The 26,944-nt window shown below is 72.1% G+C and carries 24 protein-coding genes and 1 tRNA gene; 12 read left to right on the top strand and 13 right to left on the bottom strand.

Annotation, left to right across the window (positions count from 1 at the left end; genetic code table 11):
- Positions 1-15: 15 nt before the first annotated feature.
- The 3 genes from G3I78_RS24775 to G3I78_RS24765 form a co-directional block, all read right to left on the bottom strand.
- Positions 16-828: an SCO1664 family protein gene (locus G3I78_RS24775; protein ID WP_203615460.1), complete on the bottom strand. Its 813-nt coding sequence runs from the start codon at positions 826-828 to the stop codon at positions 16-18.
- Positions 792-1,382: a DUF3090 domain-containing protein gene (locus tag G3I78_RS24770; protein WP_164428223.1), complete on the bottom strand. Its 591-nt coding sequence runs from the start codon at positions 1,380-1,382 to the stop codon at positions 792-794. Before G3I78_RS24770 ends, G3I78_RS24775 begins: the two co-directional genes overlap by 37 nt.
- A gap of 87 nt (positions 1,383-1,469) precedes the next feature.
- Positions 1,470-2,156, bottom strand: a complete 687-nt coding sequence (locus G3I78_RS24765) for a histidine phosphatase family protein (protein ID WP_164428221.1) — start codon at positions 2,154-2,156, stop codon at positions 1,470-1,472.
- 62 nt (positions 2,157-2,218) lie between these two features.
- Here G3I78_RS24765 and corA point away from each other — a divergent pair, with 62 nt between their 5' ends.
- Positions 2,219-3,214, top strand: coding sequence for a magnesium/cobalt transporter CorA (gene corA, locus G3I78_RS24760; RefSeq protein ID WP_164428219.1), 996 nt, complete (start codon positions 2,219-2,221; stop codon positions 3,212-3,214).
- A gap of 7 nt (positions 3,215-3,221) precedes the next feature.
- Here the strand turns inward: corA and G3I78_RS24755 are convergent, their stop codons facing one another.
- Both G3I78_RS24755 and G3I78_RS24750 read right to left on the bottom strand, forming a co-directional pair.
- Positions 3,222-4,010 (bottom strand): ferritin-like domain-containing protein, encoded by a 789-nt coding sequence (locus G3I78_RS24755; RefSeq protein ID WP_164428218.1) that lies wholly within the window; start codon positions 4,008-4,010, stop codon positions 3,222-3,224.
- Positions 4,011-4,245: 235 nt separating this feature from the next.
- Positions 4,246-5,301: an LLM class F420-dependent oxidoreductase gene (locus G3I78_RS24750; RefSeq protein WP_164428216.1), complete on the bottom strand. Its 1,056-nt coding sequence runs from the start codon at positions 5,299-5,301 to the stop codon at positions 4,246-4,248.
- A gap of 178 nt (positions 5,302-5,479) precedes the next feature.
- Here G3I78_RS24750 and G3I78_RS24745 point away from each other — a divergent pair, with 178 nt between their 5' ends.
- Both G3I78_RS24745 and G3I78_RS24740 read left to right on the top strand, forming a co-directional pair.
- Complete coding sequence (locus G3I78_RS24745) at positions 5,480-6,466, top strand: aldo/keto reductase (protein WP_164428214.1); 987 nt, start codon at positions 5,480-5,482, stop codon at positions 6,464-6,466.
- A complete protein-coding gene (locus G3I78_RS24740) occupies positions 6,463-8,787 on the top strand; it encodes a helix-hairpin-helix domain-containing protein (RefSeq protein ID WP_164428212.1) in 2,325 nt (774 codons plus the stop codon). Before G3I78_RS24745 ends, G3I78_RS24740 begins: the two co-directional genes overlap by 4 nt.
- Before the next feature lie 52 nt (positions 8,788-8,839).
- Here G3I78_RS24740 and G3I78_RS24735 read toward each other — a convergent pair whose 3' ends face one another.
- Positions 8,840-9,493: a hypothetical protein gene (locus G3I78_RS24735; RefSeq protein WP_164428210.1), complete on the bottom strand. Its 654-nt coding sequence runs from the start codon at positions 9,491-9,493 to the stop codon at positions 8,840-8,842.
- A 47-nt stretch (positions 9,494-9,540) separates the two neighbouring features.
- On the opposite strand from G3I78_RS24735, the gene G3I78_RS24730 reads away from it, so the two are divergent.
- Positions 9,541-9,729, top strand: a complete 189-nt coding sequence (locus tag G3I78_RS24730; protein ID WP_007380901.1) for a DUF5703 family protein — start codon at positions 9,541-9,543, stop codon at positions 9,727-9,729.
- A gap of 87 nt (positions 9,730-9,816) precedes the next feature.
- On the opposite strand, the gene G3I78_RS24725 is transcribed toward G3I78_RS24730, so the two are convergent.
- The 3 genes from G3I78_RS24725 to G3I78_RS24715 all read right to left on the bottom strand — a co-directional run bounded on the left by G3I78_RS24725 (position 9,817) and on the right by G3I78_RS24715 (position 12,540).
- Complete coding sequence (locus G3I78_RS24725) at positions 9,817-10,677, bottom strand: chaplin (protein WP_164428208.1); 861 nt, start codon at positions 10,675-10,677, stop codon at positions 9,817-9,819.
- A gap of 149 nt (positions 10,678-10,826) precedes the next feature.
- Complete coding sequence (chpH, locus tag G3I78_RS24720; protein WP_164428206.1) at positions 10,827-11,060, bottom strand: chaplin ChpH; 234 nt, start codon at positions 11,058-11,060, stop codon at positions 10,827-10,829.
- Positions 11,061-11,214: 154 nt separating this feature from the next.
- Positions 11,215-12,540 (bottom strand): M20/M25/M40 family metallo-hydrolase, encoded by a 1,326-nt coding sequence (locus G3I78_RS24715; RefSeq protein ID WP_164428204.1) that lies wholly within the window; start codon positions 12,538-12,540, stop codon positions 11,215-11,217.
- A 198-nt stretch (positions 12,541-12,738) separates the two neighbouring features.
- Between G3I78_RS24715 and G3I78_RS24710 the strand changes: the two genes are divergently transcribed.
- The 4 genes from G3I78_RS24710 (at position 12,739) to G3I78_RS24695 (ending at position 18,860) form a co-directional block, all read left to right on the top strand.
- Positions 12,739-12,826: transfer RNA gene (locus G3I78_RS24710), tRNA-Leu, on the top strand.
- Between the two features lie 284 nt (positions 12,827-13,110).
- Positions 13,111-16,974: a Pls/PosA family non-ribosomal peptide synthetase gene (locus G3I78_RS24705; RefSeq protein WP_164428202.1), complete on the top strand. Its 3,864-nt coding sequence runs from the start codon at positions 13,111-13,113 to the stop codon at positions 16,972-16,974.
- Between the two features lie 77 nt (positions 16,975-17,051).
- Positions 17,052-18,416, top strand: coding sequence for a M1 family metallopeptidase (locus tag G3I78_RS24700; RefSeq protein ID WP_164428200.1), 1,365 nt, complete (start codon positions 17,052-17,054; stop codon positions 18,414-18,416).
- 36 nt (positions 18,417-18,452) lie between these two features.
- Complete coding sequence (locus G3I78_RS24695) at positions 18,453-18,860, top strand: YchJ family metal-binding protein (RefSeq protein ID WP_164428198.1); 408 nt, start codon at positions 18,453-18,455, stop codon at positions 18,858-18,860.
- On the opposite strand, the gene G3I78_RS24690 is transcribed toward G3I78_RS24695, so the two are convergent.
- Positions 18,857-19,558 carry a FadR/GntR family transcriptional regulator gene (locus G3I78_RS24690; RefSeq protein WP_164428197.1) on the bottom strand — a complete coding sequence of 234 codons (702 nt, stop codon included), beginning with the start codon at positions 19,556-19,558 and terminating at the stop codon, positions 18,857-18,859. The genes G3I78_RS24695 and G3I78_RS24690 overlap by 4 nt on opposite strands.
- 137 nt (positions 19,559-19,695) lie before the next feature.
- Between G3I78_RS24690 and G3I78_RS24685 the strand changes: the two genes are divergently transcribed.
- The 4 genes from G3I78_RS24685 (at position 19,696) to G3I78_RS24670 (ending at position 23,924) form a co-directional block, all read left to right on the top strand.
- Positions 19,696-20,202, top strand: coding sequence for a gluconokinase (locus tag G3I78_RS24685; RefSeq protein WP_164428195.1), 507 nt, complete (start codon positions 19,696-19,698; stop codon positions 20,200-20,202).
- A 55-nt stretch (positions 20,203-20,257) separates the two neighbouring features.
- Entirely contained in the window at positions 20,258-21,655 is a 1,398-nt protein-coding gene (locus tag G3I78_RS24680; protein WP_164428193.1) for a gluconate:H+ symporter, read from the top strand.
- Between the two features lie 608 nt (positions 21,656-22,263).
- A complete protein-coding gene (locus tag G3I78_RS24675; RefSeq protein WP_164428191.1) occupies positions 22,264-22,956 on the top strand; it encodes a hypothetical protein in 693 nt (230 codons plus the stop codon).
- Entirely contained in the window at positions 22,953-23,924 is a 972-nt protein-coding gene (locus G3I78_RS24670) for a hypothetical protein (protein WP_164428189.1), read from the top strand. The genes G3I78_RS24675 and G3I78_RS24670 overlap by 4 nt, the downstream gene beginning before the upstream one ends.
- A 29-nt stretch (positions 23,925-23,953) precedes the next feature.
- Here the strand turns inward: G3I78_RS24670 and G3I78_RS24665 are convergent, their stop codons facing one another.
- The 3 genes from G3I78_RS24665 to G3I78_RS24655 form a co-directional block, all read right to left on the bottom strand.
- The gene (locus G3I78_RS24665) at positions 23,954-24,574 is read right to left on the bottom strand and encodes a cytochrome b/b6 domain-containing protein (RefSeq protein WP_164428187.1); all 621 of its coding nucleotides are present in this window, start codon (positions 24,572-24,574) and stop codon (positions 23,954-23,956) included.
- Positions 24,558-25,286 (bottom strand): molybdopterin-dependent oxidoreductase, encoded by a 729-nt coding sequence (locus G3I78_RS24660; RefSeq protein ID WP_164428185.1) that lies wholly within the window; start codon positions 25,284-25,286, stop codon positions 24,558-24,560. Before G3I78_RS24660 ends, G3I78_RS24665 begins: the two co-directional genes overlap by 17 nt.
- A gap of 93 nt (positions 25,287-25,379) precedes the next feature.
- The gene (locus G3I78_RS24655; protein ID WP_164428183.1) at positions 25,380-26,915 is read right to left on the bottom strand and encodes an APC family permease; all 1,536 of its coding nucleotides are present in this window, start codon (positions 26,913-26,915) and stop codon (positions 25,380-25,382) included.
- Positions 26,916-26,944 lie beyond the last annotated feature (29 nt).

Raw genomic sequence — 26,944 nt, 5'->3', positions numbered from 1 at the left:
GTGTGCAGTGTCCCGCTAGACGGGCGGCCAGGGAATGGCCGGCCACTCACCGCCGGGTTCCGGGTGCTTCCCGGAGTCCAGCAGGGCGTCGACACGCGCGCGCGTGGCGTCGATCTCGGCGGGGGTGATCAGGTCGGCCAGCCGGTCGGCCAGCTCGCCCGACAGGGCCTCCTTGAGCCCTTTGAGCACGTCGACGGCCTCGCCGGTGAGGGGCTCCCCCGCCCAGCCCCACAGCAGGGTCCGCAGCTTGTTCTCGGTGTTGAAGGTCACGCCGTGGTCGATGGCGTAGAGGCGGTCCTCGGCGGCGGGCAGCAGGTGGCCGCCCTTGCGGTCCGCGTTGTTGATCACGGCGTCGAGGACGGCGAGCCTGCGCAGCCGCTCGTCGTCCGCGTGCACCAGGAGCGCGGTACGCCCCTCGTCGACCTCGGCGAAGCCGATGGCCCTCCAGCCCGGCTCGGGCTCCTCGGCCTCGACCAGGGCGAGCAGCTCGCTGCCCGGGACGCCCTCGATCCACAGCTGGCACATGCCCTCGCCGTAGGGCCCGTCCCGCAGCACGGTGGGCGGCACCAGGCCCCAGCCGGTCGCCTCGGACACCTCGTAGGCGGCGACCTCGCGCTGGGCGAGGGTGCCGTCGGGGAAGTCCCAGAGGGGTCTCTCGCCGCGGACCGGCTTGTAGACGCAGAGAACCTCCTGGCCGTCGCACGAGACGGAGCACTGGAGCACCGCGTTGGAGGCGTCCCGGATCTGCCCGCGTACCGTCAGCTCACCCCGGGTGAGCAGCTCCGCGGTGGTCACGCTCCGCGGCGGTATCCGTTCTGGCGCGGACATACGTGTCCTTCCGGGTCGAGCGGGAGGCTGCACAGCGGGCACGGCGGCCGCCCGGCGTTGACGACGTCCAGGGCACGCTTGGCGAAGGCTCTGGCCTGCGCGCCGGTGAGGCGGACCCGCAGCATCGGGGGTCCGTTCTCCTCGTCCTGGAGGAGCTTCTCCTCGGCCTCGGCGAGGTCCTCCTCGGAGTCGGCCTCCAGCTCGACGAGGGCCTGCGCCTCGACGATCATGCGCTGCTCCTCGCCGTCCCAGGCGAGGGCCATGGTGCCGACCCGGAACTCCTCCTCGACGGGGGTGTCGAGGGGGGCGGTGTCGGAGACCTCGGTGGGCGGGACCGCCGGGACCGAGGCGCTGCCGCCGCTGCGGCGCACGACCTCGTCGAGGAGTTCGTCCATCCGCTCGGCGAGGGCGGCGACCTGCGTCTTCTCCAGGGCCACGCTGGTCACCCGGGGGCCGGCCGTGGCCTGGAGGAAGAACGTACGGCGTCCGGGCAGTCCGACCGTGCCCGCGACGAAGCGGTCCGGAGGGTCATAGAGGAACACCTGACGGGACACGTCCTGTCTCCATTGGATTCGTGAGTACGGGAACGTCCATGCGTGAACGCGCTTGTGTGAACCGCTTCACCCTACTGCGCCCGACGATCACGGTGCGCCCGCACCACCACCGACCTGAGCGTCACCGCTCCGCGCCTCCTCGCGCGGCACCAGGGAGGCGAAGTCACCGGTGTCACCGAGGCGGACGAGAAACGGCCTCAGACGGGTGTAACGGATGACGGTGATGGAACACGGTTCAACGGAGATCCTCTGGAAGAGGTCGAGATGAAGTCCGAGTGCGTCGGCCACGAGCGACTTGATGATGTCGCCGTGCGAGCACATCAGATAGACGGCGTCGGCGCCGTGGTCGCGCTCCACGCGCGCGTTCCACTCGCGTACGGCCTCCGCCGCGCGCGTCTGCATGGCCCGCATGGACTCGCCGCCGGGGAACGCCGCCGCCGACGGATGCGCCTGTACGACCTCCATGAGCGGCTCGTCCATCAGTTCGGCGAGCTTGCGGCCGGACCAGTCGCCGTAGTGGCACTCCCCGATCCGCTCCTCGGCGTGCGCGGAGAGTCCCGGCCGGGCGTCGAGCAGCGGCTGAATCGTTTCCTGGCAGCGCTGGAGGGGGCTCGCGACGACCTCGGCGATCGGTACTCCGTCGAGCCGTCCGGGCAGCGCGGCGGCCTGTGCGGCGCCGCGCTCGTCCAGGGCGACCCCGGGCGTCCACCCGGCGAGCAGTCCCTCGGTGTTGGCGGTGGATCGTCCGTGCCGGACGAGGATCAGCGTGGGCATGCCGCCCAGGGTAGGCGTACACCGGAATGCAACGTTCTTCGAGCGACGGGAGAATACGCTCCGTGATCGTCGACTGCGGCATCTACCGGGACGGGCACCGGACGGACGGCCCCGAGGACCTGTCGGACGCGCTGGACGCGGCGCGGGCCTCGGGCGGGTTCGTCTGGATCGGGCTGCACGAGCCCAGAGAGAAGGAGTTCGACCTGGTCACCCGGGAGTTCGGACTGCATCCGCTGGCCGTGGAGGACGCCCTCAAGGCACATCAGCGGCCCAAGCTGGAGGTGTACGACGACTCGCTGTTCGTGGTCCTCAAGCCGGTCAGGTACGAGCCCGAGAGCGATTCCGTCTCCACCGGCGAGGTCATGCTCTTCCTCGGCGACGCCTTCGTGGTGACGGTCCGTCATGGCGTGGGCTCGCCCCTGAAGGCCGTACGGGAGCGTCTGGAGCACGAGCCCCAGCTGCTCGGCAAGGGGCCCACCGCGGTGCTGTACGCGGTCGCCGACGCCGTCGTGGACCACTACCTGGAGGTGGCGACGGAGCTGGGGACCGACCTGGAGGAGCTGGAGGCGGAGGTGTTCTCGCCGGACGGCGGCGGTTCGCGGAACACCGCGTCCCGGATCTACACCTTCAAGCGGCAGGTCCTGGAGTTCCGCCGGGCCACCGGGCCGCTCGCGGTGCCGCTGACCCGGCTGGCGGGCGTGGGGGCGTTCGGCGGGACCGTGCCGTTCGTGAACGACCGGGCGCGGCCCTTCTTCCGGGACGTCAACGACCATCTCGCGCGCGTGAACGAGTCGGTGGAGGGGCTCGACCGGCTGGTGTCGGACGTCCTGTCGGCGCATCTCGCGCAGATGAGCGTGCGGCAGAACGACGACATGCGGAAGATCTCCGCGTGGGCGGCCATGGCCGCGATCCCCACGATGATCGCGGGGATCTACGGCATGAACTTCGACCACATGCCCGAGTTGCACTGGGTGTGGTCGTATCCGGCGGTGATCGCGCTGATGGCCGTCCTGGAGGTACTGCTGTACCGGACGTTCAAGCGCCGGGGCTGGCTCTAGAGGCGGCTCACGCGAACTCGGGGGCCGAGGTGGCCGGTCCGCCGAGGGCGTCACGGCGCTCCGGCATCCGGAGGGAGACCATGCGGCGCCAGCCCGCGGCGCGCTCGTAGGCGTAGACGCCGTGGATGCCCGCGGCCAGGACCGCCGACTTCGCTCGCGGCCAGCCGAGGATGCGTCCCATGTGGGCCATCACCGCGAGGCTGACGTCCCGGTAGACGCGGATCTCGGCCAGCGCGCACTCCCTGAGCGTCTCCTGGATGGCGCGGCCGTGCCCCGCGTACGCGAAGCGCAGCAGTTCCTCGTGGCAGTAGGCGAGGTGGTTGTCCTCGTCGTTCGAGATCATCTTCACCGCGCGGCCGAGGTCGGGATGGTCGGCGAAATGCTTGCGAAGGAGCTCCATCTGCTCGGAGGCGCGCTGCTCGGTGACCCGGCTGTGGGCGAGGTAGGTGACGATGTCCCGCACGGTGAGCGGCTCGTCGCTCTTGAGCTTCTCGTGGGCGAGGCCGATGCCGTGCTTCTCCAGGAGCATCGTGTAGTCGGTCTCCGGCGGAACCGGGACGGGTTCGAGATGACGCTTCTTCATCAGGGCGTTGAAGATCCGCCCGTGCTTGTCCTCGTCGGCGCCGTGCCGGGTGATCTTGGGGGCGAGGTCGCGCTCGCTCCGCGGCACCAGGGCGGCGATTCGGGCGTTCTCCCAGCCGCCCTGCGACTCCCCGCTGGCCGCGATGGAACAGAACAGCCGGAAGGACTCGTCGTTGTCGAGGATCTCCTGGTACAGACTCTTGGCCGAAAGCATCGTGGGCACCTCTCTGCCGGACTCCGCGGCAATCCGCAAAGAAAGAGTCAAATGCGGCGCGAGGGGCACTGCAACAGCTGTGTCGGACAACTCCGCCAAAAGGAGGACCACCGGGGTCACGTCCGGGGCGTAACCGCGCGCGCGTGGGCGCGTTGAATCACGTGACGGCCGTGGCGGGGAAGACCCCCGAGCCCCCACCACGGCCGTAGAGCTTTTCCGGGCGCCGCCGTCGCCGTTACGCGAGCCCGGCGCGCTCCATCGCCTCGGTGCCGGCGCGGAGTGCGGCGAGGCGCTCGTCGAGGGTGAAGCCCGCGGGGGCCAGGGTCAGGGTCGTGACACCGGCCGCGGCGTACTCCTTCATGCGGTCCGCGATGCGGTCCACCGAGCCGAGCAGGGCCGTCTTGTCGATCAGGTCGTGCGGGACGGCGGCCGCGGCGCCGTCCTTGTCGCCGGCCAGGTACTTGTCCTGGACCTCGGCGGCCGCCGCCTCGAAGCCCATGCGCCGGGCGAGCTGGTTGTAGAAGTTCTGCTTGCGGCTGCCCATGCCGCCGACGTAGAGCGCGGTGTAGGGGCGGAAGGTGTCGGCGAGGGTGGTCACGTCCTTGTCCTCGCCGAGGGCCAGCGGCAGGGTCGGGCAGATGTCGAACCCGTCGAGGGTCTTGCCCGCCTTCTCGCGACCGGCACGCAGATGCCGGATCGCGGTGTCCTCCAGGTGCTCGGCCGAGGGGAAGATCAGCAGGGCGCCGTCGGCGATCTCGCCGGTCTGCTCCAGGTTCTTCGGGCCGATCGCGGCGATGTACAGCGGGATGTGCTCGCGCTGCGGGTGCACGGTCAGCTTGAGCGGCTTGCCGGGACCGTCGGGCAGCGGCAGCGTCCAGTGCTCGCCCTCGTACGACAGGCGCTCGCGTGTCATGGCCTTCCGTACGATCTCGACGTACTCACGCGTGCGTGCCAGCGGCTTGTCGAACTTGACGCCGTACCAGCCCTCGGAGACCTGCGGCCCCGAGACGCCGAGGCCGAGCCGGAAGCGGCCGCCGGAGAGCGAGTCGAGGGTCGCGGCGGTCATCGCGGTCATCGCCGGCTGGCGGGCCGGGATCTGGAAGATGGCCGAACCGACGTCGATCCGCTCGGTCTGGGCGGCGACCCAGGTGAGCACGGTGGCCGCGTCCGAGCCGTAGGCCTCGGCGGCCCAGCAGACGGCGTATCCGAGCCGGTCGGCCTCCTGGGCGACGGCGAGATTGTCCGCGTCCATTCCGGCGCCCCAGTAGCCGAGGTTGATCCCGAGCTGCATGGCCGATTCCCCTTACCGATCAGTAACGTCCCTTGCTGGCAGACCTTAGCGTGACAGGGCGCGGCGGGGCAGGTCACGGCCCGGGCCGGTGACCGGACGGCAATTCGCCGCGCACCTGTGGGAATCCGTTGTCCACAGGCCCCCACGCGACAGGTTCTGGCCAGTAATCTCGGCGTTCATGGAGCAGAGGCATCTCGGCCGTACCGGCCTGCGCGTGTCCCGCATCGGGCTCGGCACCCTCACCTGGGGCAGGGACACCGACGAGCACGACGCGGCGGACCTCCTGAAAACGTTCTGGGAGGCGGGCGGGACGCTGGTCGACACGGCGGACGTGTACGGCGACGGAGAGTCCGAGTACCTGCTCGGACGCCTCATAGAAGGGCTGGTCCCGCGCCGGGACCTGGTCATCTCCACCAAGGCGGGCAGCGTGGCCGACCCGGACCGCCGGGTCGACGGCTCGCGCGGACACCTGCTCTCCGCGCTGGACGACTCGCTGGCCCGGCTCGGCACGGACTACGTCGACGTCTGGCACATCCACTCCTACGACCCCTGGACCCCCCTGGAGGAGACGCTCCAGGCCCTCGACCTGGCCGTCAGCAGCGGGCGGGCGCGCTATGCCGGGGTCTCCAACTTCTGCGGCTGGCAGCTCGCCAAGGCGGGCACCTGGCAGCTGGCGGCGCCCGGGACGCGGACCCGGCTGGCCGCGACACAGCTGGAGTACTCGCTGCTCCAGCGCGGGATCGAGCGCGAGGTGCTGCCGGCCGCGCTGGACCTGGGCATCGGGCTGCTGCCCTCGTCCCCGCTGGGGCGCGGGGTGCTGACGGGCAAGTACCGGGGCAACACCACGCCGTCCGACTCCCGGGGTGCCTCGGAGCACATGGCACCCTTCGTCGCGCCCTACCTCGACGACATGGCGAGCAGCATCGTGGACGCGGTGACCACGGCGGCCGACGGGCTCGCCGTCACCCCGCTCCAGGTGGCCCTCGCGTGGGTCAGGGACCGGCCGGGAGTGGCCGCCCCGATCGTCGGCGCGCGCAACTCGCAGCAGCTCACGGCGGCATTGTCAGTGGAGGCCCTTAGTCTTCCTGACGAGATCTGCCGGGCGCTCGACGATGTGTCGGCGCCCGTGCACCGCTATCCCGATCACGACTGGAGCACGCTGTGAGCACGGAGCCGGACCCCACGGAGGAGACCGAGCCGGAGACGCGGGCCGCCGCGACGGAGGACGGCGCGCCGGAGGGGGACAGCGGGGGCGCCGGGAGTGGGGCGACCGGGGGGTCGGAGGGCGACGGGGGCGATGGGGGCGACGCGGGCGACGGCGGGGAAGCAACCCCTGCCGGCGAATCTGCTTCTGGTGAGGGCTCCGATTCAGGTGAGGGCTCCGACAGCGCGAAGTTGTCCGAGGCCGAGGCCGAGTTGGCGGCGCAGCGGGTCGAGCGGGAGCGGATCGCGCGGCGGAAGGCCGAGAAGGCGGGGCCGGTCGTGGGCGGCGCCAAGCTGAGCGGCAAGGCGGCCGAACTCCTCGCCGCCGTCCGTGCGGTGGAGGGCGGCGAGAAGCCCTCGGCCACTGTCTTCAGTGAGCCCGAGCCGCCTCGCCGGACCGCTCAGGAGCCGGTGCCGCGGCCACGCCCCGTGGCGGAGGAGGTGGCCCGTTCGGGTGGGGCCGCCGGATCGGGCGGGGTGCTCGGCCCGGGCGCCGGGCCCGCGCCGGGGACCGTGGAGGCCGTACGGCGCGTGCTGGCCGAGGGCGGGGCGCCGGAGGCCCTCGCCCTGCAGGTCGCCGCCGCGCTCGGGGACGGCGCGGACGACGAACTGCGGGCGGACCCCTGGCAGTTGCTGCGGATCTCCGGAGTGCGGCCCGAGCAGGCCGACGGGTTCGCGCGGGCGCTGCTCGGCGCGGAGTGCGCGCCGGACGACGAGCGGCGGGGTCGGGCGGTCACCGTCTGGCTGCTGGAGCAGGCGGCCCTCGCCGGGCACACCGCGCTGGAGATGCCGGCGCTCACCGCGGCACTGGCCCAGCGGGGCGTGCCGGACGCCGAGGCCGCCGTACAGAGCACGCTCGCCGAGGGTGAGGCGCTGGTCTTCCAGGACGCCCTCGACCCGAGTGCGCCGGTTGCCGAGGAGGACGACGAGGAGGGGGCCGAGCGGCCGGTCCGGATCCTGGTGGGTCTTGAGCGGTACGCCCTGGCGGAGGAGAGCCTCGCCGACGGACTGGCCCGGCTGATCAACTCCGTGCCCAAGGAGGGCGGTTCGGCCGAGGACTGGGAGGGCGCGGCGGCGTCCGCCGAGGGCTCCGCCGGCGAGCTGATCCGCGCGGTCGCCGGGGCGGGGCTGGCCCTGCACACCGGTGGCGAGGCGTCTCTCGCGGAGCCCGCGGCCCTGCTGGGCGCGGCGCGCGGTCTGGGGCTGCGGGCGTGGGCGGCCACGCACAGCCCGCTGGGACGCGACCGGTTCGGAGCGCTGCCGGGCGGCGACGGACCGGGCGTGGGGCAGGACGGCACGGCACCCGGAGAAGCGCACACCGAGTCCACGGGCCGTCCCGTCGCCACCGTCGCCGGGCTTCTCACCGGTGCCGAGGGGCCCGGGCGGGACGCCGACGGGGCGTTCGACCTGGATCTGCTCGTCGTGCTCGACGCGCCCCAGCTGGACGTCGAGACGGCCGCGCTGCTGGTGGAGTCGCTGCCGGACGGGGCGCGGCTGGTGCTGTGCGGGGATCCCGCGGTGCTGTGGTCGGCGGGCGCCGGGCGGGTGTTCGCCGATCTCCTGGCCGCGCGGATCTGCCCGCAGGTCGCCTCCCGCAGGCCGGACCCCGGACCGCTGGGCGAGCTGGTCTCCGGGATCGGCATCGGGGAGCTGAACCAGGTCGAGGCGCCCGGCAAGGAGGTCGTGATCGTGCCGGTGCGGGACGCGGGCGAGGCCGTGCACCGGACCGTGCAGCTGGTCGCGGACTCGGTGCCGCGGGCGATCGGCGTCCCCACCGAGGAGACCCAGGTGATCACCCCGGGCCACGGCGGCGCCGCGGGCACGCGCGCGCTCAACGCCGCCCTGAAGGAGCGCCTCAACCCCGGCCCCGGCCGCTTCGGCGGCTTCGACCCCGGCGACCGGGTCGCGTACTCGCCCGCACCGGGCCGTACGATCTCCGGCCGCGTGGTGAAGGCGGACGCCGAGGGACTGCACCTGACCTGCGCCGGCGAGCCCGTCGTCGTACCGAAGGAGCGTGTGGAGCAGTCCGTCCGGCACGGCTGGGCCCTGACCGCGCACCAGGCGGTGGGCGGCCGCTGGCCGGCGGTGGTGGCGGTCCTGCCGGGCGACGCCACCCATGCCCTGACCCGCCCCTGGGTCTACACGGCCTTCGGCACGGCGTCCCGCCACCTGTCCGTCGTCCACGGCGCGGACCAGGCCCTGGCGAGGGCGGTGGCCGAGATCCCGGCCAAGCCGCGCACGACACGCCTCCCGACGCTGCTCGGAACACCGACGGCCACCTGACCCGCATGACGGCGGCCCCGGAGAAGATCTCCGGGGCCGCCGTCATGGAACGTCAGCGCCGGTCCAGGTCCAACGGCTCCAGATCCTCGTCCTCGAGATCGACCTCGTCGGCGTCGTCGAACATCGCGCTCGCGTCGAACCGGCACACCACCCGCTCCGGATCGACCGCCTCGAACGGCGCCTCCAGCCACTCCCCCGGCTCGGCCGGTTCGTCCGCCGCGGTCACCCACAGCGTGGAGTCGCCCTCCTCCAGGCCGAACTCCTTGTGCCGGGAGGCGATCTCGTCGGGCTCGAACTCGCCGAAGAGGACGCCCAGCGCCCCGTGCACCGTGCCGGAGGCCTCCGCGCCGAGACCGTCTTCGGCCGCCTCGATCCGCTCGGCCTGCGCCAGCAGCCGCTGCGGCTCCACCACCGCGTAGTCACGGCGGATCAGCACGCTCAGCGCGTTCGGCTCCTCGGGGCCGGTGTACGGCGGTGCGTCCTCCGCACCGGGGATCTCGAAGGGGGTGACCTCGTCGTAGCGGTCGTAGAGCAGCTCGTCGTACGCCTCGGCGGCCGCGGCCAGTTCGTTGAAGGCCTCGTAGACGGCGGGGTCGTCCTCCCCCGACCTCCGTTCGACCGCGGCCAGGTGGCGGTCGAGCGCGGTCTTGACCGCCTCGGCGGCGGCACGTACCTCGGCAGCGGTGGGCTGCACAGCATCAGACATAGTGCAGACGCTATCCGTACGAGGCCCCGGCCCGCACAATAGATGCGATGCCGGAATACGAATTTGTCGACGTGTACGTACCTCGGGGGGTCTCCCGCAAGGACGCCACACGTCTGCTGACGGACCATGCCGAGTACGGACACTGGGAGTTGGACCGACTGAGCCTCATGCGCGACGGCAGCCGCAGGGTGCGGTTGCGCCGGCGGATCATCCGCCAGGTGCGTGCCACGTGGTGAGACAGGACGAACGGAGCGGGCCCCGCCGAGGCGGGGCCCGCTCCGTTTCCCGCGGTGTGCCCTAGGAGCACGACCACGGATCGTGCCCTAGACCGAGGCGCGTGCCTTGCGGTAGAGGACCGCGCCCGCGAGCAGGGCCCCGGCGCCGACGGGGAGCGCGAGGCCGAGCGGCAGGTTGCTGCCGGTCTGCGCGAGTTCCGCGTTGCCCATGGGCTGGGTCACGGTCTGGGTGCCCGGGTGGTTGCCGTGCGTGCCGGTGCCCGGGGTGTGGGCGCCCGGGCCGGGCGGAGTGGTCGGGGTGCCGGGGGGACCGGGCTCCACCGGGTTGCCCGGGGTGCCGGGACCGCTCGGGTTGCCGGGCTGCTCGGGCGATCCGGGCGGCGTCCGGTGACCGCCGGGCGGGGTGTGGTGCCCGCCGCCGGAGTTGCTGCCGCAGTCGTTGCCCATGGTGCTGTTGCCGACCCCGATGAGGTCCACGCTGTTGCCGCAGACGTTCACGGGAGCGTCGATGGGCACCTCGACGTGGTTGCCGGAGCCCACCCCGGGTGAACCGCCGGTGTGTCCGCCGGAGTGCGAGCCCCCTGAGCCGCCCGCGCCCCCGTGACCGCCGTGGCCTCCGTGACCGCTGTGCCCGCCGTGGCCGCCCTGTCCGCCACGGCTTCCGTGACCGCCCGAGCCGCCGCGCCCGCCCGATCCCTTGCCGCCGCCCTGGTTGCCGCAGCTGTTGCCCATCGCCGGGTTGAGGACCCCGACGACGTCCACGGTGTTCCCGCAGGCGTTCACCGGTGCGTGCACCGGCGCCGACACCGTGTTGCCCGACAGCACGCCGGGTGAGTTCGTGCTCGATCCGCTCGCGCCCGTGTCGGCGTGGGCGGCGCCTCCCGCGGCGGCGATCACGCCGGTCGCCGCCGCCACTGTCATCAGGCTCTTACGGGTGACTTGTCGCATGTACCGAATCCCTGCCTTCGACCTTGTCTCGAAATACCGCTGCCACGCGGTTCTTTTCCTTTCGAAAAGGCCGGTCGGCCCCGGAGCGCATGGCGCGCGCTCCGGGGCCGACGGGCTCAGCCCTGTCTAACTAAGGGCGAGGCACAACGTCACTTGTTGATGCACGTGTTGCCGAAGGCGGGGTTCAGCACGCCGATCACGGAGACCGTGTTGCCGCAGACGTTCACCGGGATGTGAACGGGAACCTGGACGACGTTGCCGGACAGGACGCCCGGGGAGCCCACAGCGGCACCCTGCGCACCGGCGTCGGCGACGGCAAGGCCCGCGCCCGCGAGAACCAGGCCACCAGTGGCAGCCGCAGCGGCGACGACCTTCTTGATCATTATTCCTCCTCGTTGGCAATGCGATCCCAAGCAGCGGATCGCATCACCTGTAACGAGGAGGGAGTAATGGGGATACGAGCTTATGAGCGCATTCACCCTTCCCGACCGATCTCGCACGGGCGGCCGAATAACCGCGTCAACCCGTTCGGCGCCTTCAGCTCGCGTCGATGAAGCGGTCGAGAACGCGCACGCCGAACTTCAGCCCGTCGACCGGCACCCGCTCGTCCACGCCGTGGAACATCCCGGCGAAGTCCAGCTCCGGGGGCAGCTTCAGCGGCGCGAAGCCGAAGCCGCGGATGCCGAGGTCGTCGAAGGACTTGGCGTCGGTGCCGCCCGAGAGCATGTAGGGGATCGCCTTGGCGGCCGGGTCCTCGGCGACCAGCGCGGACTGCATGGCGTCCACGAGCGCCCCGTCGAAGCCGGTCTCCACGGCCTTGTCGGCGTGCACGTCCTCGCGCCGGACCTTGGGGCCGAGGAGCTTGTCGATGTCGGCGAGGAACTCCTCCTCGAAGCCGGGCAGGAAGCGCCCGTCGACATGCGCGGTGGCCTCGCCCGGGATGACGTTGACCTTGTAGCCGGCGCCGAGCTGGGTGGGGTTGGCGGTGTTGCTGAGGGTCGCGCCGATGAGCTTGGCGATACCGCCGAGCTTGGCGAGGGTGCCCTCCATGTTCTCCGGGTCCAGCTCGGTGCCGAGCGCGTCGCCGAGTTCGTCGAGGAAGGCCCGGGTGGTCTTGGTGACCCGGACCGGGAACTTGTGCCGCCCGAGCCGCGCGACCGCCTCCGACAGCTCGGTGATGGCGTTGTCCCGGTGGATCATCGAGCCGTGCCCGGCGGTGCCGGCCACGGTCAGCTTCATCCAGTGGATGCCCTTCTCGGCCGTCTGGATCAGGTAGAGCCGGCGCTGCTCGTTCACCGTGAAGGAGAAGCCGCCGACCTCGCTGATGGCCTCGGTGACGCCCTCGAAGAGGTCCGGGTGGTGGTCGACGAGGTACCGGGCGCCGAACTTGCCGCCGGCCTCCTCGTCGGCGAGGAACGCGAGGACGATGTCCCGGGGCGGCTTGCGCCCGCTGCGCAGCCGGTCGCGGACGACCGCCAGGGTCATCGCGTCCATGTCCTTCATGTCGACGGCGCCCCGGCCCCACACACAGCCGTCGGCGACCTCGCCGGAGAACGGGTGGTGGGTCCAGTCCTGCGCGTTGGCCGGTACGACGTCGGTGTGGCCGTGGATCAGGAGGGCGGGCCTCGATGGGTCCTCGCCTGCGATCCGGGCGACGGTGGAGGCGCGGCCGGGGTGCGACTCGAAGATCTTCGGTTCGAGGCCCACCTCGGCGAGCTTCTCCGCGACGTACTCGGCCGCCTTGCGCTCCCCCGGTCCCGAGTGGTCGCCGTAGTTGCTGGTGTCGATCTGGATCAGCTCGCGGCAGAGGTCCACGACCTCGTCCTCGCCGGTGACGCCCCTGGCCGTGTCCGTGTCGCTCACGCTGTTCCTCCCGCTGTCACTGCTGGTGGTTCCCCTCATCCTCTCTCCGTCACGGGGTCCGCCCCAAGACCGGGACCGGCCCGTCACAAGGCGTTCACGCGGAGACAGGGGCCGGGACGGGGGGTGATCGGGGCCCCTCGAAAGCCTGGTAATGTTTCCTTCGTCGCCGCGAGGGAAACCCCGCACGACAGACACCTTGTCCGGGTGGCGGAATGGCAGACGCGCTAGCTTGAGGTGCTAGTGCCCTTTATCGGGCGTGGGGGTTCAAGTCCCCCCTCGGACACCAGCCGAATCCCCCGGCCGCTCAGCGGCCGGGGGATTCGTCGTGTTCGACCCCTTGTTCGCTGTATGTGGGGCATCTCTCGCTCGGTGTAAAGATCACCAGGTCAGAGGCTTGCACTCGGCCCGCCGCGGCCCCCGGACGGCCCTCCCGGGTCGCCGTTCCGGTGGCCCGAACCTACCGTCGTACTAAAATTTCGGGCTTGTTACGAGCTGGAGCCGGACAACCCCAGGCAGACCTGCGGGCCCGCCAGCGCCCCGGAGGCTTCCGGGATCGAGACGCGAGGACCGATGGCAGCCACACACGAGAGCAGCGCTCTCGGCCTGCTCAACGAGGAGCTCAGCGCAGAGATCCGCGAACAGTTCGGCGACACCGCCCGATTCTCCGGGGGCTCCGCCGCCTCCCCCCGCACGCTCGTCGACGTCTTCGACGCCTCCGTGCGGTCCTGCCCCGACGAGCTCGCCCTGGACGACGGCACCACCCGGCTCACCTACCGCGCCCTGGCCGCCGAGGTCGAGCGGCTGCGGCGGCGGCTGGGCGAGGCCGGGGTCGGCCTCGGCGACCGGGTGGGCGTGCGGGTGCCGTCCGGCACCAACGACCTCTACGTCGCGATCCTGGCCGTCCTCGCCGCCGGTGCCGCCTATGTCCCGGTCGACGCCGAGGACCCCGACGAGCGGGCCGAGCTGGTGTTCGGGGAGGCGGAGGTCCGGGCCGTGGTCGGCGCCGGGCACGAGCTGACCGTCAACGGACGCGCCGAGGTCCCCGCCGCCCGGCCCGGCATCGAGCACGACGCGTGGATCATCTTCACCTCCGGCTCCACCGGCAAGCCCAAGGGTGTCGCGGTGAGTCACCGCAGCGCCGCCGCCTTCGTGGACGCCGAGGCCGCGCTGTTCCTCACCGAGGACCCCATCGGTCCCGGTGACCGGGTCATGGCGGGGCTGTCGGTCGCCTTCGACGCCTCCTGCGAGGAGATGTGGCTGGCCTGGCGCTACGGCGCCTGTCTGGTGCCGGTACCGCGCTCCCAGGTCAGGAGCGGTGCCGATCTCGGGCCCTGGCTGGTCGAGCAGGAGATCACCGTCGTCTCGACGGTGCCGACGCTCGCCGCGCTGTGGGAGCCCGAGACCCTCAACGACGTACGCCTGCTGATCTTCGGCGGTGAGGCATGTCCGCCCGAGCTGGCGCAGCGGCTGGTCACCGAGGGGCGCGAGGTGTGGAACACCTACGGGCCGACCGAGGCGACCGTGGTGGCGTGTGCCTCGCTCATGTCCGGTGCGGAGCCCATTCGGATCGGGCTGCCGCTGGACGGCTGGGAGCTGGCCGTCGTGGACGAGGCCGGCGACCCGGTGCCGATGGGCGCGAGCGGGCAGCTGGTGATCGGCGGGGTCGGGCTCGCCCGGTACCTGGACGCCGAGAAGGACGCGGAGAAGTACGCGCCGCTGAAGTCGCTGGGCTGGGAGCGGGCGTACCGCAGCGGTGACCTCGTGAAGGCGGAGCCCGAGGGCCTGATCTTCCTCGGGCGGGCCGACGAGCAGATCAAGCTCGGTGGCCGGCGGATCGAGCTGGGTGAGGTCGACGCGGCTCTCCAGGCGCTGCCCGGGGTCGCGGGAGCGGCCGCCGCCGTGCGCACCGCCCGCAGCGGCAACCAGCTCCTGGTCGGGTACGTCGTCACGCAGGACGGCTGGGACCAGGCGACGGCCGTGGAGAAGCTGCGGGCCGAACTGCCCGCCGCGCTCGTGCCGTTGCTCGCGCCGGTCGAGGACCTGCCGACGCGTACCTCCGGCAAGGTGGACCGCAACGCACTGCCGTGGCCCCTGGAGGGTCTTGAGACCGGTGGCCCCAAGGAGCAGTTGTACGGCACCGAGGCCTGGCTCGCCGAGCAGTGGGCCGAGGTCCTCGGGATGCCGGTCGCCAGTGCCCGCGACGACTTCTTCGCCATAGGCGGTTCCAGCCTGGCCGCCGCCCAGTTGACCACCCGGCTGCGCACCCGCTACCCGAGCGCGGCCGTCCTCGACATCTACCAGCAGCCCACGCTGCGGAAGCTGGCCCGGCGCCTGGAGGAGTCCGTCCAGGACGACGGCGCCGAGCGGGTGATCGCACCCGTGCCCGTCAAGGCCCAGGTGATCCAGACCCTCGTCCTGCTGCCGCTGTTCACACTGCTGGGCCTGCGCTGGCTGGTCCCTCTGGCCGCGCTCGGCAACGTCCTGCCGTACTCCTGGCTGCCGTCCACCTCGTGGTGGCTGGTCGGGGCCGGGGCGCTGCTGCTGTTCAGCCCGCCCGGACGGCTCGCGCTGGCGGCCGGCGGGGCACGGCTGCTGCTGCGCGGTGTCCAGCCGGGCCGTCACCCGCGCGGTGGCAGCGTCCATCTGCGGCTGTGGACGGCCGAGCGGCTCGCCGAGTTCACCGGGGCGACCTCACTGACCGGCTCCTGGCTGGAGCGGTACGCGCGTGCCCTGGGCGCCAAGATCGGCCAGGACGTCGACCTGCACTCCCTGCCGCCGGTCACCGGCATGCTCAAGCTGGGCCGGGGCGCAGCCGTGGAGTCCGAGGTGGACCTGTCCGGCTGGTGGCTGGACGGGGACCGGCTGGAGATCGGCCAGGTCAAGGTGGGCGCGCACGCCGTCGTCGGCACGCGCAGCATGCTCTTCCCCGGCGCCCGGGTCGGCAAGCGGGCCGAGGTGGCGCCGGGTTCGGCGGTCACCGGGCAGATCCCGACCGGTCAGCGCTGGGCAGGCGCGCCCGCGGTCAAGCTCGGCAAGGCCAAGCGGAACTGGCCGAAGGAGCGGCCGGTGCGGGGCACCTACTGGCGGGTGATGTACGGCATCACCGGACTCGCGCTCAGCGCGCTCCCCGTGCTGGCGGGCGGCGCCGCGTTCCTGGTGGCCCGGCCCTTCATCGCCGGGTCCGCTCCGCTGGCCGGCGCCTTCCTGGCCCTGGTCCCGGCCACGCTCGCCTTCGGGCTGGCGTACGCGCTGCTGCTCCTGGTCTCCGTGCGGCTGCTGAGCGTGGGGCTGCGCGAGGGGACGTATCCGACGCACAGCCGGATCGGGTGGCAGGCCTGGACCGTGACACAGCTGATGGACCGCTCGCGCGAGACGCTGTTCCCGCTGTACGCCGGTCTGGTCACACCGGTGTGGCTGCGGCTGCTCGGGATGCGGATCGGGCGCGGTGCCGAGGTGTCGACCGTGCTGGCGCTGCCGAGCCTGACGACGGTCGGCGAGGGCGCGTTCCTGGCCGACGACACGCTGACCGCGCCGTACGAGCTCGGTGGCGGCTGGGTGCGGATAGGGCGTGCGGAGATCGGGCGGCGGGCGTTCCTCGGGAACTCCGGGATGACCGCGCCGGGGCGGACCGTGCCGGACGGCGGGCTGGTGGGCGTGCTGTCCGCCACTCCGAAGAAGGCGAAGAAGGGCACGTCGTATCTGGGGCTGCCGCCGGTGAAGCTGCCGCGCAACGCGGCCGACAGCGACCAGAGCCGGACCTACGAGCCGCCGGCGCGGCTGCTGTGGGCGCGGGGCCTGGTGGAGCTGTGCCGGATCGTGCCGGTGTTCTGCTCGGCGGGTCTCGCCGTGCTGACGGTGGCCGCGCTGTGCGTGCTGGGCGCCTGGGCCTGGCTGCTGGCCGGGGTCGTGCTGCTCGCGGCCGGGGTGGCCGCCGGGCTGGTGTCGATGGTCGCGAAGTGGCTGCTCGTGGGGCGGCACCGCAGCGGGGAGCACCCGCTGTGGAGCGGCTTCGTGTGGCGCAACGAACTGGCGGACACCTTCGTCGAGGTGCTCGCGGTGCCGTGGCTGGCGGGTTCCGTGCCCGGTACGCCGGTGCTGACGGCGTGGCTCAGGGGCCTCGGCGCGAAGATCGGCAAGGGCGTCTGGGTCGAGAGCTATTGGCTGCCGGAGACCGATCTGGTGACGCTGGAGGACGCGGCGACCGTGAACCGGGGCTGTGTGCTCCAGACCCACCTCTTCCACGACCGGATCTTGCGGACGGATACTGTTGTTCTCCGTGAGGGCGCCACGCTGGGCCCTGGCGGGATCGTGCTGCCCGGCAGCACGATCGGGGCCCGCACCACCCTGGGTCCCGCGTCGCTCGTCATGGCCGCGGAGTCCGTCCCGGACGACACCCGCTGGCTCGGCAACCCGATCGAGGCATGGCGGCCCTGAACGCGGGCCACTCGGATCCGGTGAGCGGTGCACCGGCGGGTCCAAGTGGCAACGCAGCGCAGGGAGCAGAAGCGGCAGTGGCAGTTCAGCAGGCGGCGGGTTCGGACCCGTACTTCCCGGACCACGGTGACGCCCGGTACCGGGTGCACCGGTACGAGCTCGCGCTGGACTACCGCCCGGGCCCGAACCGGCTGGCGGGCAGCGGCAGGATCAACGCGATAGCGGGGCGCTCGCCGCTCGCCGAGTTCATGCTCAACCTGTCCGACTTCAAGATCGGGCGGGTGCGGGTGGACGGGCGGCAGGCGCACTACACGCACCGCGGCGGCAAGCTGCGGGTGCGGCCCGCGAAGCCGGTGCGGCCCGGGGCCGCGTTCACCGTCGAGGTGCACTGGTCGGGCAACCCCAAGCCGGTGAACAGCCCTTGGGGCGGGCTCGGCTGGGAGGAGCTGGAGGACGGGGCGCTGGTGGCGAGCCAGCCGATCGGGGCGCCGTCCTGGTACCCGTGCAACGACCGGCCCGCGGACAAGGCGTCGTACCAGATCTCGATCACCACGCCGTCGGCGTACGCGGTGGTGGCGGGCGGCCGGCTGCTGACGCGCACCACCCGTGCCTCGACGACGACTTGGGTGTACGAGCAGGCCGCGCCGACGTCCAGCTATCTGGTCGGGCTGGCGATCGGCAAGTACCAGACGGTGCTGCTCGGCGACCCGGGCCCGGGCGGGGTGCCGCAGCACGGGCACATCCCGGCGCAGCTGCTGCCGGAGTTCTCCAGGGACTTCGCGCGGCAGCCACAGATGATGGAGCTGTTCCAGGAGCTGTTCGGGCCCTATCCGTTCGACGAGTACGCGGTCCTCGTCACGGAGGAGGAGCTCGATGTGCCCGTCGAGGCCCAGGGGTTGTCGCTGTTCGGCGCCAACCACGTGGACGGGGCCCGGGGTTCGGAGCGGCTGGTGGCGCACGAGCTGGCCCATCAGTGGTTCGGCAACAGCGTGTCCATCGCGGACTGGCGGCACATCTGGCTGAACGAAGGGTTCGCCAAGTACGCCGAGTGGCTGTGGTCGGAGCGCTCGGGCGGCCGCACCGCCCATCAACTGGCCGCCGCCGCACACCGGTTGGTGTCCTCGCTGCCGCAGGACCTGCGCCTGGCCGACCCGGGCCGCAAGTCGATGTTCGACGACCGGCTCTACGAGCGCGGCGGGCTCACCGTGCACGCGATCCGCTGTGCGATGGGCGACGAGGGGTTCTTCCGGATGCTGCGCGGCTGGGCCGGGCTGCACCGGGGCGGGGCGGTGACCACCGCGACGCTGACGGCCCACGTCAACCGGTACGCCGACGAGTCTCTGGACGGGCTGTTCGAGGCGTGGGTGCACGGCACGGCGCTGCCGCCGCTGCCCACGCTGATCCCGGCCCGGCCCTCGCATCCGCCGACCAACGCCGGGTAGGTCTTCGCACGGGCGCCGTTCCGGGAGAATGGCGTCATGTCCCGACGCACCTCGAAGTCCCGGCCGCGCGCCGCCGCTTCCTCCTGCCCCTGCGGTCTCGCGGAGACCTACGACGCCTGCTGCGGCCGCTTCCACCGGGGCGAGGCCGCGGCGCCGACCGCCGAGGCGCTGATGCGTTCGCGGTACTGCGCCTTCGTGCAGCGCGACGAGGCGTATCTGCTGCGCACCTGGCACCCGCGGACCCGGCCGCCGGGGGTCGGCTTCGAACCCGGCATGCGCTGGACCGGCCTGGAGATCCTGGGAGCGGCCGACGGCACGGCGTTCCACAGCACCGGCACGGTGACGTTCCGGGCGTCGTTCAAGGGCGGTTCGCTGCACGAGCGCAGCCGGTTCGAGCGGGTCGACGGGGTCTGGACGTATCTGGACGGGGAGTTCCTCGACTAGGGCGCGAGGATGTCCAGCTCCTGGAGCGCGCCGGCGGTGATCTCGCGGGTCAGTTCCTCCGCGTGGGACGCGTCGCCCGCGCGGATCGCCTCGGCGAGGCGGACGTGGAGGGTGACGGCGGCCGGGTCGGGGTCCTCGAACATGACCTCGTGATGGGTGCGGCCGGTGAGGACCTCGGCCACTACGTCGCCGAGGCGGGCGAACATGTCGTTGCCGGAGGCGTTGAGGATCACCCGGTGGAAGGCGATGTCGTGGAGGAGGTAGCCCTCCAGACGGTGGCCCTTGGAGTTGGCGACCATGCCGAGCGCGCACTCGGTGAGTTCGGCGCACTGCTCCGCGGTCGCGTTCTTCGCGGCGAGGCCGGCTGCCACCGGCTCGATCGCCGAGCGCAGCACGGTCAGTGAGCGCAGCTGCCGCGGCCGGTCGGCGCCGGCCAGCCGCCAGCGGATGACCTGCGGGTCGTAGACGTTCCACTCCGCCCTGGGCCGAACCGTGACGCCGACGCGGCGGCGGGACTCGACCAGGTGCATGGACTCCAGCACCCGGACCGCCTCGCGCATGACGGAGCGCGAGACGTCGAAACGCTGGGCCAGTTCGTCGGTGCGCAGAACGCTGCCCGGCGGGTACTCGCCCGCGGTGATCGCGGGGCCGAGGGTTTCCAGTACCTGGCCGTGCAGCCCCCGGCCCGATGTGCTCATGCACTCAGAGTACGGGGCACGTCACACCGAGAAAAAGTCAGACTTATTAGTCACAGGGTCTTGAATTTGTCGTACCTAATCGGTTTCAGTTGCGTCGACATCAGATGTCGAGGACGACAGCAGACAGTGAGGCAGCGATGAACACCCCCCATGTCGTCGTGGTCATGGGCGTCGCGGGCACCGGGAAGACCACCATCGGTCCCCTGCTCGCGGCCCGGCTCGGCGTGCCCTACGCCGAGGGCGACGACTTCCACCCGCCGGCCAACATCGCCAAGATGTCGGCCGGCACCCCGCTGACCGACGAGGACCGGTGGCCGTGGCTCGACGCCATCGGCTCCTGGGCGCACGGGCGGGCGGGGCTCGGCGGGGTGGTCAGCTGCTCGGCGCTGAAGCGGTCGTACCGCGACCGGCTGCGGGCCGAGGCGCCCGGGGTCGTCTTCGTGCACCTCGCGGGCGACCGCGCCCTCATCGAGGACCGGATGGCGCACCGGCAGGGCCACTTCATGCCCACCGCGCTGCTCGACTCGCAGTTCGCCGCGCTCCAGCCCCTCCAGGAGGACGAGGCCGGGGTCGTGGTCGACGTCTCCGGCGGCCCGGAGGAGATCACCGGGCGGGCCGCGAAGGCGCTCACCGAACTCCCGTAGCACCCCTTTCCCGAAGAAGTTCCGTAGAAGTCCCCGTACCTGCAAGGGAATCCCCGTGACCAGACTCAGCGTCGAGATGCTGGCAGCGGACGCACCGGAGCCGATCACCTCGGCCGGTCACGCTCAGCTGGGCATCGCCGTACTGGCGGGCATCGCCGTCATCGTTCTGCTCATCACCAAGTTCAGGCTCCACGCGTTCCTGTCGCTGACCCTGGGCACGCTCGTGCTCGGCGCGGTCGCGGGCGCGCCGCTCGACAAGGCCATCGCCAGCTTCACCACCGGCCTCGGCACCACGGTCGCCGGTGTCGGTGTGCTGATCGCCCTCGGCGCGATCCTCGGCAAGATGCTCGCCGACTCCGGGGGCGCCGACCAGATCGTCGACACGATCCTGGAGAAGGCGGGCGGCCGTTCGATGCCGTGGGCGATGGTCCTGATCGCCTCCGTCATCGGCCTGCCACTGTTCTTCGAGGTCGGCGTCGTCCTGCTGATCCCGGTCGTGCTGATGGTCGCCAAGCGCGGCAACTACTCCCTGATGCGGATCGGCATCCCGGCCCTCGCCGGACTGTCGGTGATGCACGGCCTGGTGCCGCCGCACCCCGGCCCGCTGGTCGCGATCGACGCGGTGCAGGCCAACCTCGGCGTGACGCTCGCGCTCGGCGTCCTGGTCGCCATACCGACGGTGATCATCGCCGGTCCGCTGTTCTCCCGGTACGCCGCCCGCTGGGTGGACGTCCCGGCGCCGGACCGGATGATCCCGCAGCGCGCCTCGGAGGAGCTGGAGAAGCGCCCCGGCTTCGGGCCCACGCTGGCCACGATCCTCCTGCCGGTCGTCCTGATGCTCTCCAAGGCGCTGGTCGACATCGTGATCGACGACCCCGAGAACCTCACCCAGCGCGTCTTCGACGTCGTCGGCTCCCCGATGATCGCCCTGCTGGCCGCGGTCCTCGTGGGCATCTTCACGCTGCTGCGCCCGGCGGGCTTCGGCAAGGAGCGGCTCTCCCCGCTCGTCGAGAAGGGCCTCGCGCCGATCGCCGGCATCCTGCTGATCGTCGGCGCGGGCGGCGGCTTCAAGCAGACCCTGATCGACTCCGGTGTGGGTCAGATGGTCCTGGACATCTCCAAGGACTGGTCGATCCCGGCGCTCCTGCTGGCCTGGCTGATCGCGGTGGCGATCCGGCTCGCGACCGGTTCGGCCACGGTGGCCACGATCTCCGCCGCCGGCCTCGTCGCCCCGCTCGCGGAGGGCATGTCGACCGGCGAGCCGGCCCTGCTCGTCCTCGCCATCGGCGCCGGCTCGCTCTTCTTCAGCCATGTCAACGACGCCGGCTTCTGGCTGGTCAAGGAGTACTTCGGCCTGGACGTCGGCCAGACCATCAAGACCTGGTCGGTCATGGAGACGATCATCTCGGTGGTCGCGGGCGGACTGGTCCTGCTCCTCTCGCTGATCATCTAGGGGTACGACGACCCGGTCCCCTTCCCACCTCGGCACCGACGGCTCCACGGCCGCCGGTGCCGAGGTGTTTCCGTCACTCGAACGTCGGTTGGCCCCTGGCTGCGCACCCTGCACGAAGGCGCTTTCCGTCCGGCCCGAACAGCCCCATCATGAAAGGGACTTGGGATGACGGGGGCGTCATGGCGGTCTCACTCGGAGTACGCATCACGGGGTTGCTTCTGGCCGGGACGGTGGCGGTCGCGACGGCGGCGGCTTGCGGCGGGGGCGGCGGGAGTGGCGAGGACAGGTCCGGAGGGGGTGGGCCCAGCATCTCGGACAGCGCTTCCGGCGGGGTGTCGGGTGGGGGCAGGGGCGGTGCCTCTGGGGGTTCCGGTGGCTCGGGCGAATCGAACGGCTCGGGCGGCTCGGGCGGGGGCATGCCGACATGGCGCCCGTCGGACCAGGGCACCGGCGGGAGCGGAAGCGGTGGATCGACCGGGACCGGTGGTTCCAGTGGGTCAGGCGGCTCGGGCGGCTCGGGCGGCTCCAGCGGTTCAGGTGCGTCCGGCGCCTCCGGAGGAACCGTCACCGGCGGCTCGGGCGGCGGAGGCAGCGGAGGCAAGGGCCCCGTGGCCCCGCCCTCCTGGCTCCGGCCGGGCCCCCACTCGCCCAATCTCGAACAGTCGCCCGACCCCGAGCAGGTCTACGACGACCTCGGGGAGAAGCCCCGGAAGTGCACCAGCACCCTTGCGGTCATCGAGGCGCAGCCGGACGAACCCCGGTGGCAGGTGCTGCGCGGACTCGCCGAGGCGTGCCGGGCGCTCCAGGGCCAGGGCGGCGACTGGGACGCGGCGGCCCGGTACTTCACGGCCACCGAGGGCAGGCTCGACACCTGCAAGGGCCGCGCCGCGCGCACCGTGCTCGGTGACGTCCTGCGGTTCCACCGGGAGCATCCGTCGGCCGAGGTGACGCTGCGCGGTTCGGGGGACGGCAGCGGCGCGGACGTCTGCGACTTCCGGATCACCGAGGTGACCGCGGGCGGGGCCGGTGAGCCGATCACCATCACGGTCAGCGGCGCCTACTTCAGCGCGGACGACCTGATCTCCACGACGGTCCTCGTCGACGGGCTGCCGTCGACCGGCGAGTTCGAGATCGTGTCCCGGTCGGGCGACGGGTTCTCCTTCACCGCCGAGGTGCCTCCGCTGGACGCCTACCCGAAGACCGTGGACGTCTCGATCGACTACGGCATCCGGACCACCAAGCGGAACGCCGTGACCGTCCAGGACCCGAACCCGACGACCGCCGCCTCCGCCTCGCCGTGACCGGCACGCCGTCACCCCCGCCCGACCCGGAACCCGCTGCGCCGCCTGCTCCGCCTCCCCCGCCCCCGCCGCGGACCTGGCTGGAGCTGGTCGGCACCGCGGGCTCGCTGCTCTCCCTGTTCACGGCCGTGCTGTTCTACTTCGGCTGGGCGAGCACGGACGCCGAGACCCGGGCGCTCGGCCTGCGGGACACCCTCTTCCGGCTGTCGACCTCCGACTATCTGCTGCGCAGCGTGGACGCCCTGTACTTCCCGGTGCTCGCGCTGGCCGCCGCCTCGATGGTGGCCGCCGTACTGCACCGCGAGGTCCAGAGCGATCCGGCCCGTGCCGCGACGGCGCTGCGGTTCCTGCGGCACGCCTGGCTGCCGGCGCCGCTGCTCGTGCCGCTGTACTACCTGTCCCCCGGCCCCCTGTTCGACCTGCTCATTCCGCTGGCGGCGCTCGTCGGGGTGCTGCTGAGCGCGTACGCCCGCACCCGGCCGGAGCCCGTCGCAGCGGCCCCGCCCGATCCGCCTGAGCCACCTGAACCGCCGGAGCCGCCACGCCCCGTACCGGCCGGGGCGGTCCGGCAGCGGTCCGCGCTGATCTGGGGCCCGGCGCTGCTGGTGGCGGTCGTCGCGCTGTTCTGGGCGGTGTACGCCTACGCCGGGATCATCGGCCGGAGCCGGGCCGCCGAGACGACCGCCACGGTGACCGACGGCTTTCCCGCGGTGGTGGTGTTCAGCACGCAGGACCTCCTGATCCGCGGCGGCGGCAGCTGTGTCGCGGCCATCGACCAGAAGGGCAGCCCCTACCACTTCCGCTACGCCGGGCTGCGGCTGTTCCACGTCTCCGGTGACCGCCTCTACCTCGTGCCCCGGTACTGGGCGCCCTGGGACGGCACCCTGTACGTGCTGCGCGAGCAGGACCCCAGGGTGCGGGTGGAGTACGTCAGCGGGCGGGAGCGCCGGGCGGCGGAGTGCCCCTGAACGCGATCAGGGGCGGCTCGTCGGCCGGGTCAGGGGCGCCACAAGGGGTGTTCCCGCTCGGCCCACTCCCGGCTCACCGACCCCGTCCGCAGCCCCCGCCGTGCCTCCGGGTCGCCCAGTGCCATGCCGATGTGGCCCCCGAGGACGATGCCGATGGTGAGGGCGAGCCAGTCGTGGACGAAGGTCGCGCTGGTGCGCCACTGGATGGGGGTGAGGTGGGTGAACCACATCAGCAGGCCCGTGCCGAGCATGACGAGGCTCGCGCCGGCGATCCAGGCGGCGTAGACCTTCTGGCCCGCGTTGAACTTGCCCGCGGGCCGGACCGCCCGGCGCTTGTCGCGGCGCAGGGCGGCCCGCAGCCAGACCCGGTCGTGCGGGCCGAAGCGGTTCAGGAAGCCCAGGTCGGCGCGGAAGGCACGGGAGGCGAGGCCCGCGAGGACCGGGAGCGGCAGGGCGAGACCGGCCCACTCGTGGATCCGGACCACCAGCTCGCGGCGGCCGACGAGTTCGGCGAGCTGAGGGACGTAGAGACAGGCGGCGGTCACCACGCAGATGCCCATCAGGGCGGCCGTGGCCCGGTGCACCCACTTCTGGGAGCGGCCGAAGCGCCGGACGTCGGTGCGGGACGGGGCGTCAGTTCGTAGGCTCATCGTCCCGTCCGTTCGAGCGGCCCACCCAGGCGTCGACGTCGTAGCCCCGGTCCTCCCAGTAGCCCGGCTCCACGTCCTCGGTGACGGTGATGCCCGACAGCCACTTCGCGGACTTGTAGAAGTACATGGGGGCGACGTAGAGGCGGACCGGGCCGCCGTGGGAGTGGCCGATGTCCTTGTCCTGCATGCGCAGGGCGACCAGGACGTCCGAGCGGCGGGCCTGGTCGAGGGTGAGGCTCTCGGTGTACGCCCCGTCGAAGCAGGTGAAGCGGACGGCGCCGGCCTTGGCGGTCACCCCGGCGGCGTCCAGCAGCGCGGACAGTCGTACGCCTTCGAACGGGGTGTCCGGGACCCGCCAGCCCGTCACGCACTGGACGTCCTTGACCAGCCGGGTCTGGGGCAGGGCCCGCAGGTCGGCCAGGGTGTAGGTGCGCGGGCGGGAGACCAGGCCGTCGATCTTGAGGCGGTAGTTCCCGGCGTTCTTGTGCGGCACGGACGAGGTCACCGAGTAGTAGCGGAAGCCGCCGCCGTTGGGGAGCAGGCCCGTCAGTCCGGTGGGGTCCTTGTCGGCGGCGCTGCCGAGGAAGGCCTCCAGGCCGCGTTGCAGGGTGGGCGCGGCGACCACGCCGAGCGCGCCCAGGCCGAGGGTGCCGAGGAGGACACGGCGGCCGACCGGCTTGCCACGCTGCTCCTCGGGTTGTTCGGAGTTCACGTATCCATTCGAACACCCGCGACCCCGGCGGGGCCAGGAATCGCGGGTGCTCGTCAGACTTCCGTAATCAGTTCTCACCCGGCTCTCAGAGGGCTACGACGCCTCTTCGGCCGCCTTGTCCAGCTGGAACGCCTCGTTGCCGAGCCCGATCCGGGCGTGTGCCTCGGGCTTGCGGGACCGCAGGACCAGGCCCTGGACCAGGCCCACCACCAGGGCGAGCCCGATGATGCCGGGCAGCACCCAGCTGAGCGAGGAGCCGGGTCCGGCGCCGACCAGGACGTCGAAGTCCTTGACCGTGTAGGCGGCGATCACCAGCAGGGCGATGCCCGCGAGGGCGGAGGTGACCAGTCGCCAGGCCTGGGCGCCCGCGGCGCCGCGCCGCACGAAGAAGACGATCACGGAGGCGGAGGCGGCCGCCATCAGCACGATCACGCCGAGCGAGCCGATGTTGCCGAACCAGGTGAACAGTTGCAGCACCGGCACGGTCGGGTCGCCGGTGGGCTTGTCGTCGGTGATCGCGAAGACGGCGATGACCACGACGGACACGACGGTCTGGAGGAGCGAGCCGGTGGCGGGTGCGCCGCTGGAGCTGTTGGTGCGGCCGAAGGCGGCGGGCAGCAGGCCCTCGCGGCCCATGGCGAAGGCGTAGCGGGCGACGACGTTGTGGAAGCTGAGCAGGGCCGCGAACATGCCGGTCACGAAGAGGAAGTGCAGCACGTCCGTGAAGGTGGTGCCGAGGCGGTCCTCGGTGAGGCCGAAGAGCAGGCCCGCGCTCTGCTTCTGGGCCTCGCCGACCACGGCCGAGGGTCCGGTGGCGACGGTGAGGGCCCAGCTGCTGAGCGCGAAGAACACGGCGACACCGCCGACGGCCAGGAACATCACGCGCGGCACGAGCACGTGCGGGCGGCTGGTCTCCTCGGCGTAGACGGGCGCCTGCTCGAAGCCGGTGAAGGCGGCGATGCAGAAGCACAGGGCGGTGCCGACGCCGGCGCCGGTGAGGGTGTCCGGGTTGAAGGCGTGCAGGGACAGGCCCTCGGCGGCCGGGTCGGAGACGGCGGCGATGTCGAAGATGACGACCAGGGCGACCTCGATGACCAGCAGGACGCCGAGCACGCGCGCGTTGACGTCGATCTTCAGCCAGCCGAGCGCGCCGACGACCAGGGCTGCCGCCAGCGCCGGTATCCACCAGGCCACCGACATGTCGCCGTAGGTGGCGAAGAGCCCGGAGACCTCGAAGCCGAAGATGCCGTAGATGCCGACCTGGAGGGCGTTGTAGGCGACGAGGGCGACGAGGGCCGCGCTCGCTCCGGCGGTGCCGCCGAGGCCGCGGGAGATGTAGGCGTAGAAGGCGCCCGCGTTGTGGACGTGCCGGCTCATCTCGGCGTAGCCGACGCTGAACAGGACGAGGACCACGCCGAGGACCACGAAGAGCAGGGGCTGGCCGACGATCCCCATTACCGCGAATGTGGTGGGCATGACACCCGCGACCACCATGAGCGGGGCGGTCGCCGCCAGGACGGAGAGCAGCAGGCCTCCGGTGCCGAGGCGGCCGGCCCGCAGGGCCCGGTCCTGCCCCTTGAACGTACTGATGTCCGGTCTGCTGCTCGTACTGGAACTGTCGGTGGCCATGAGGGACCGTCCTTCTGGGGTTCGGGGGT

The sequence above is a fragment of the Streptomyces sp. SID13726 genome (genome assembly GCF_010548375.1).
Lineage (GTDB): Bacteria > Actinomycetota > Actinomycetes > Streptomycetales > Streptomycetaceae > Streptomyces.
The sequence above is the reverse complement of the archived record's forward strand: the minus strand, read 5'-3'. Positions and strand labels throughout refer to the sequence as shown.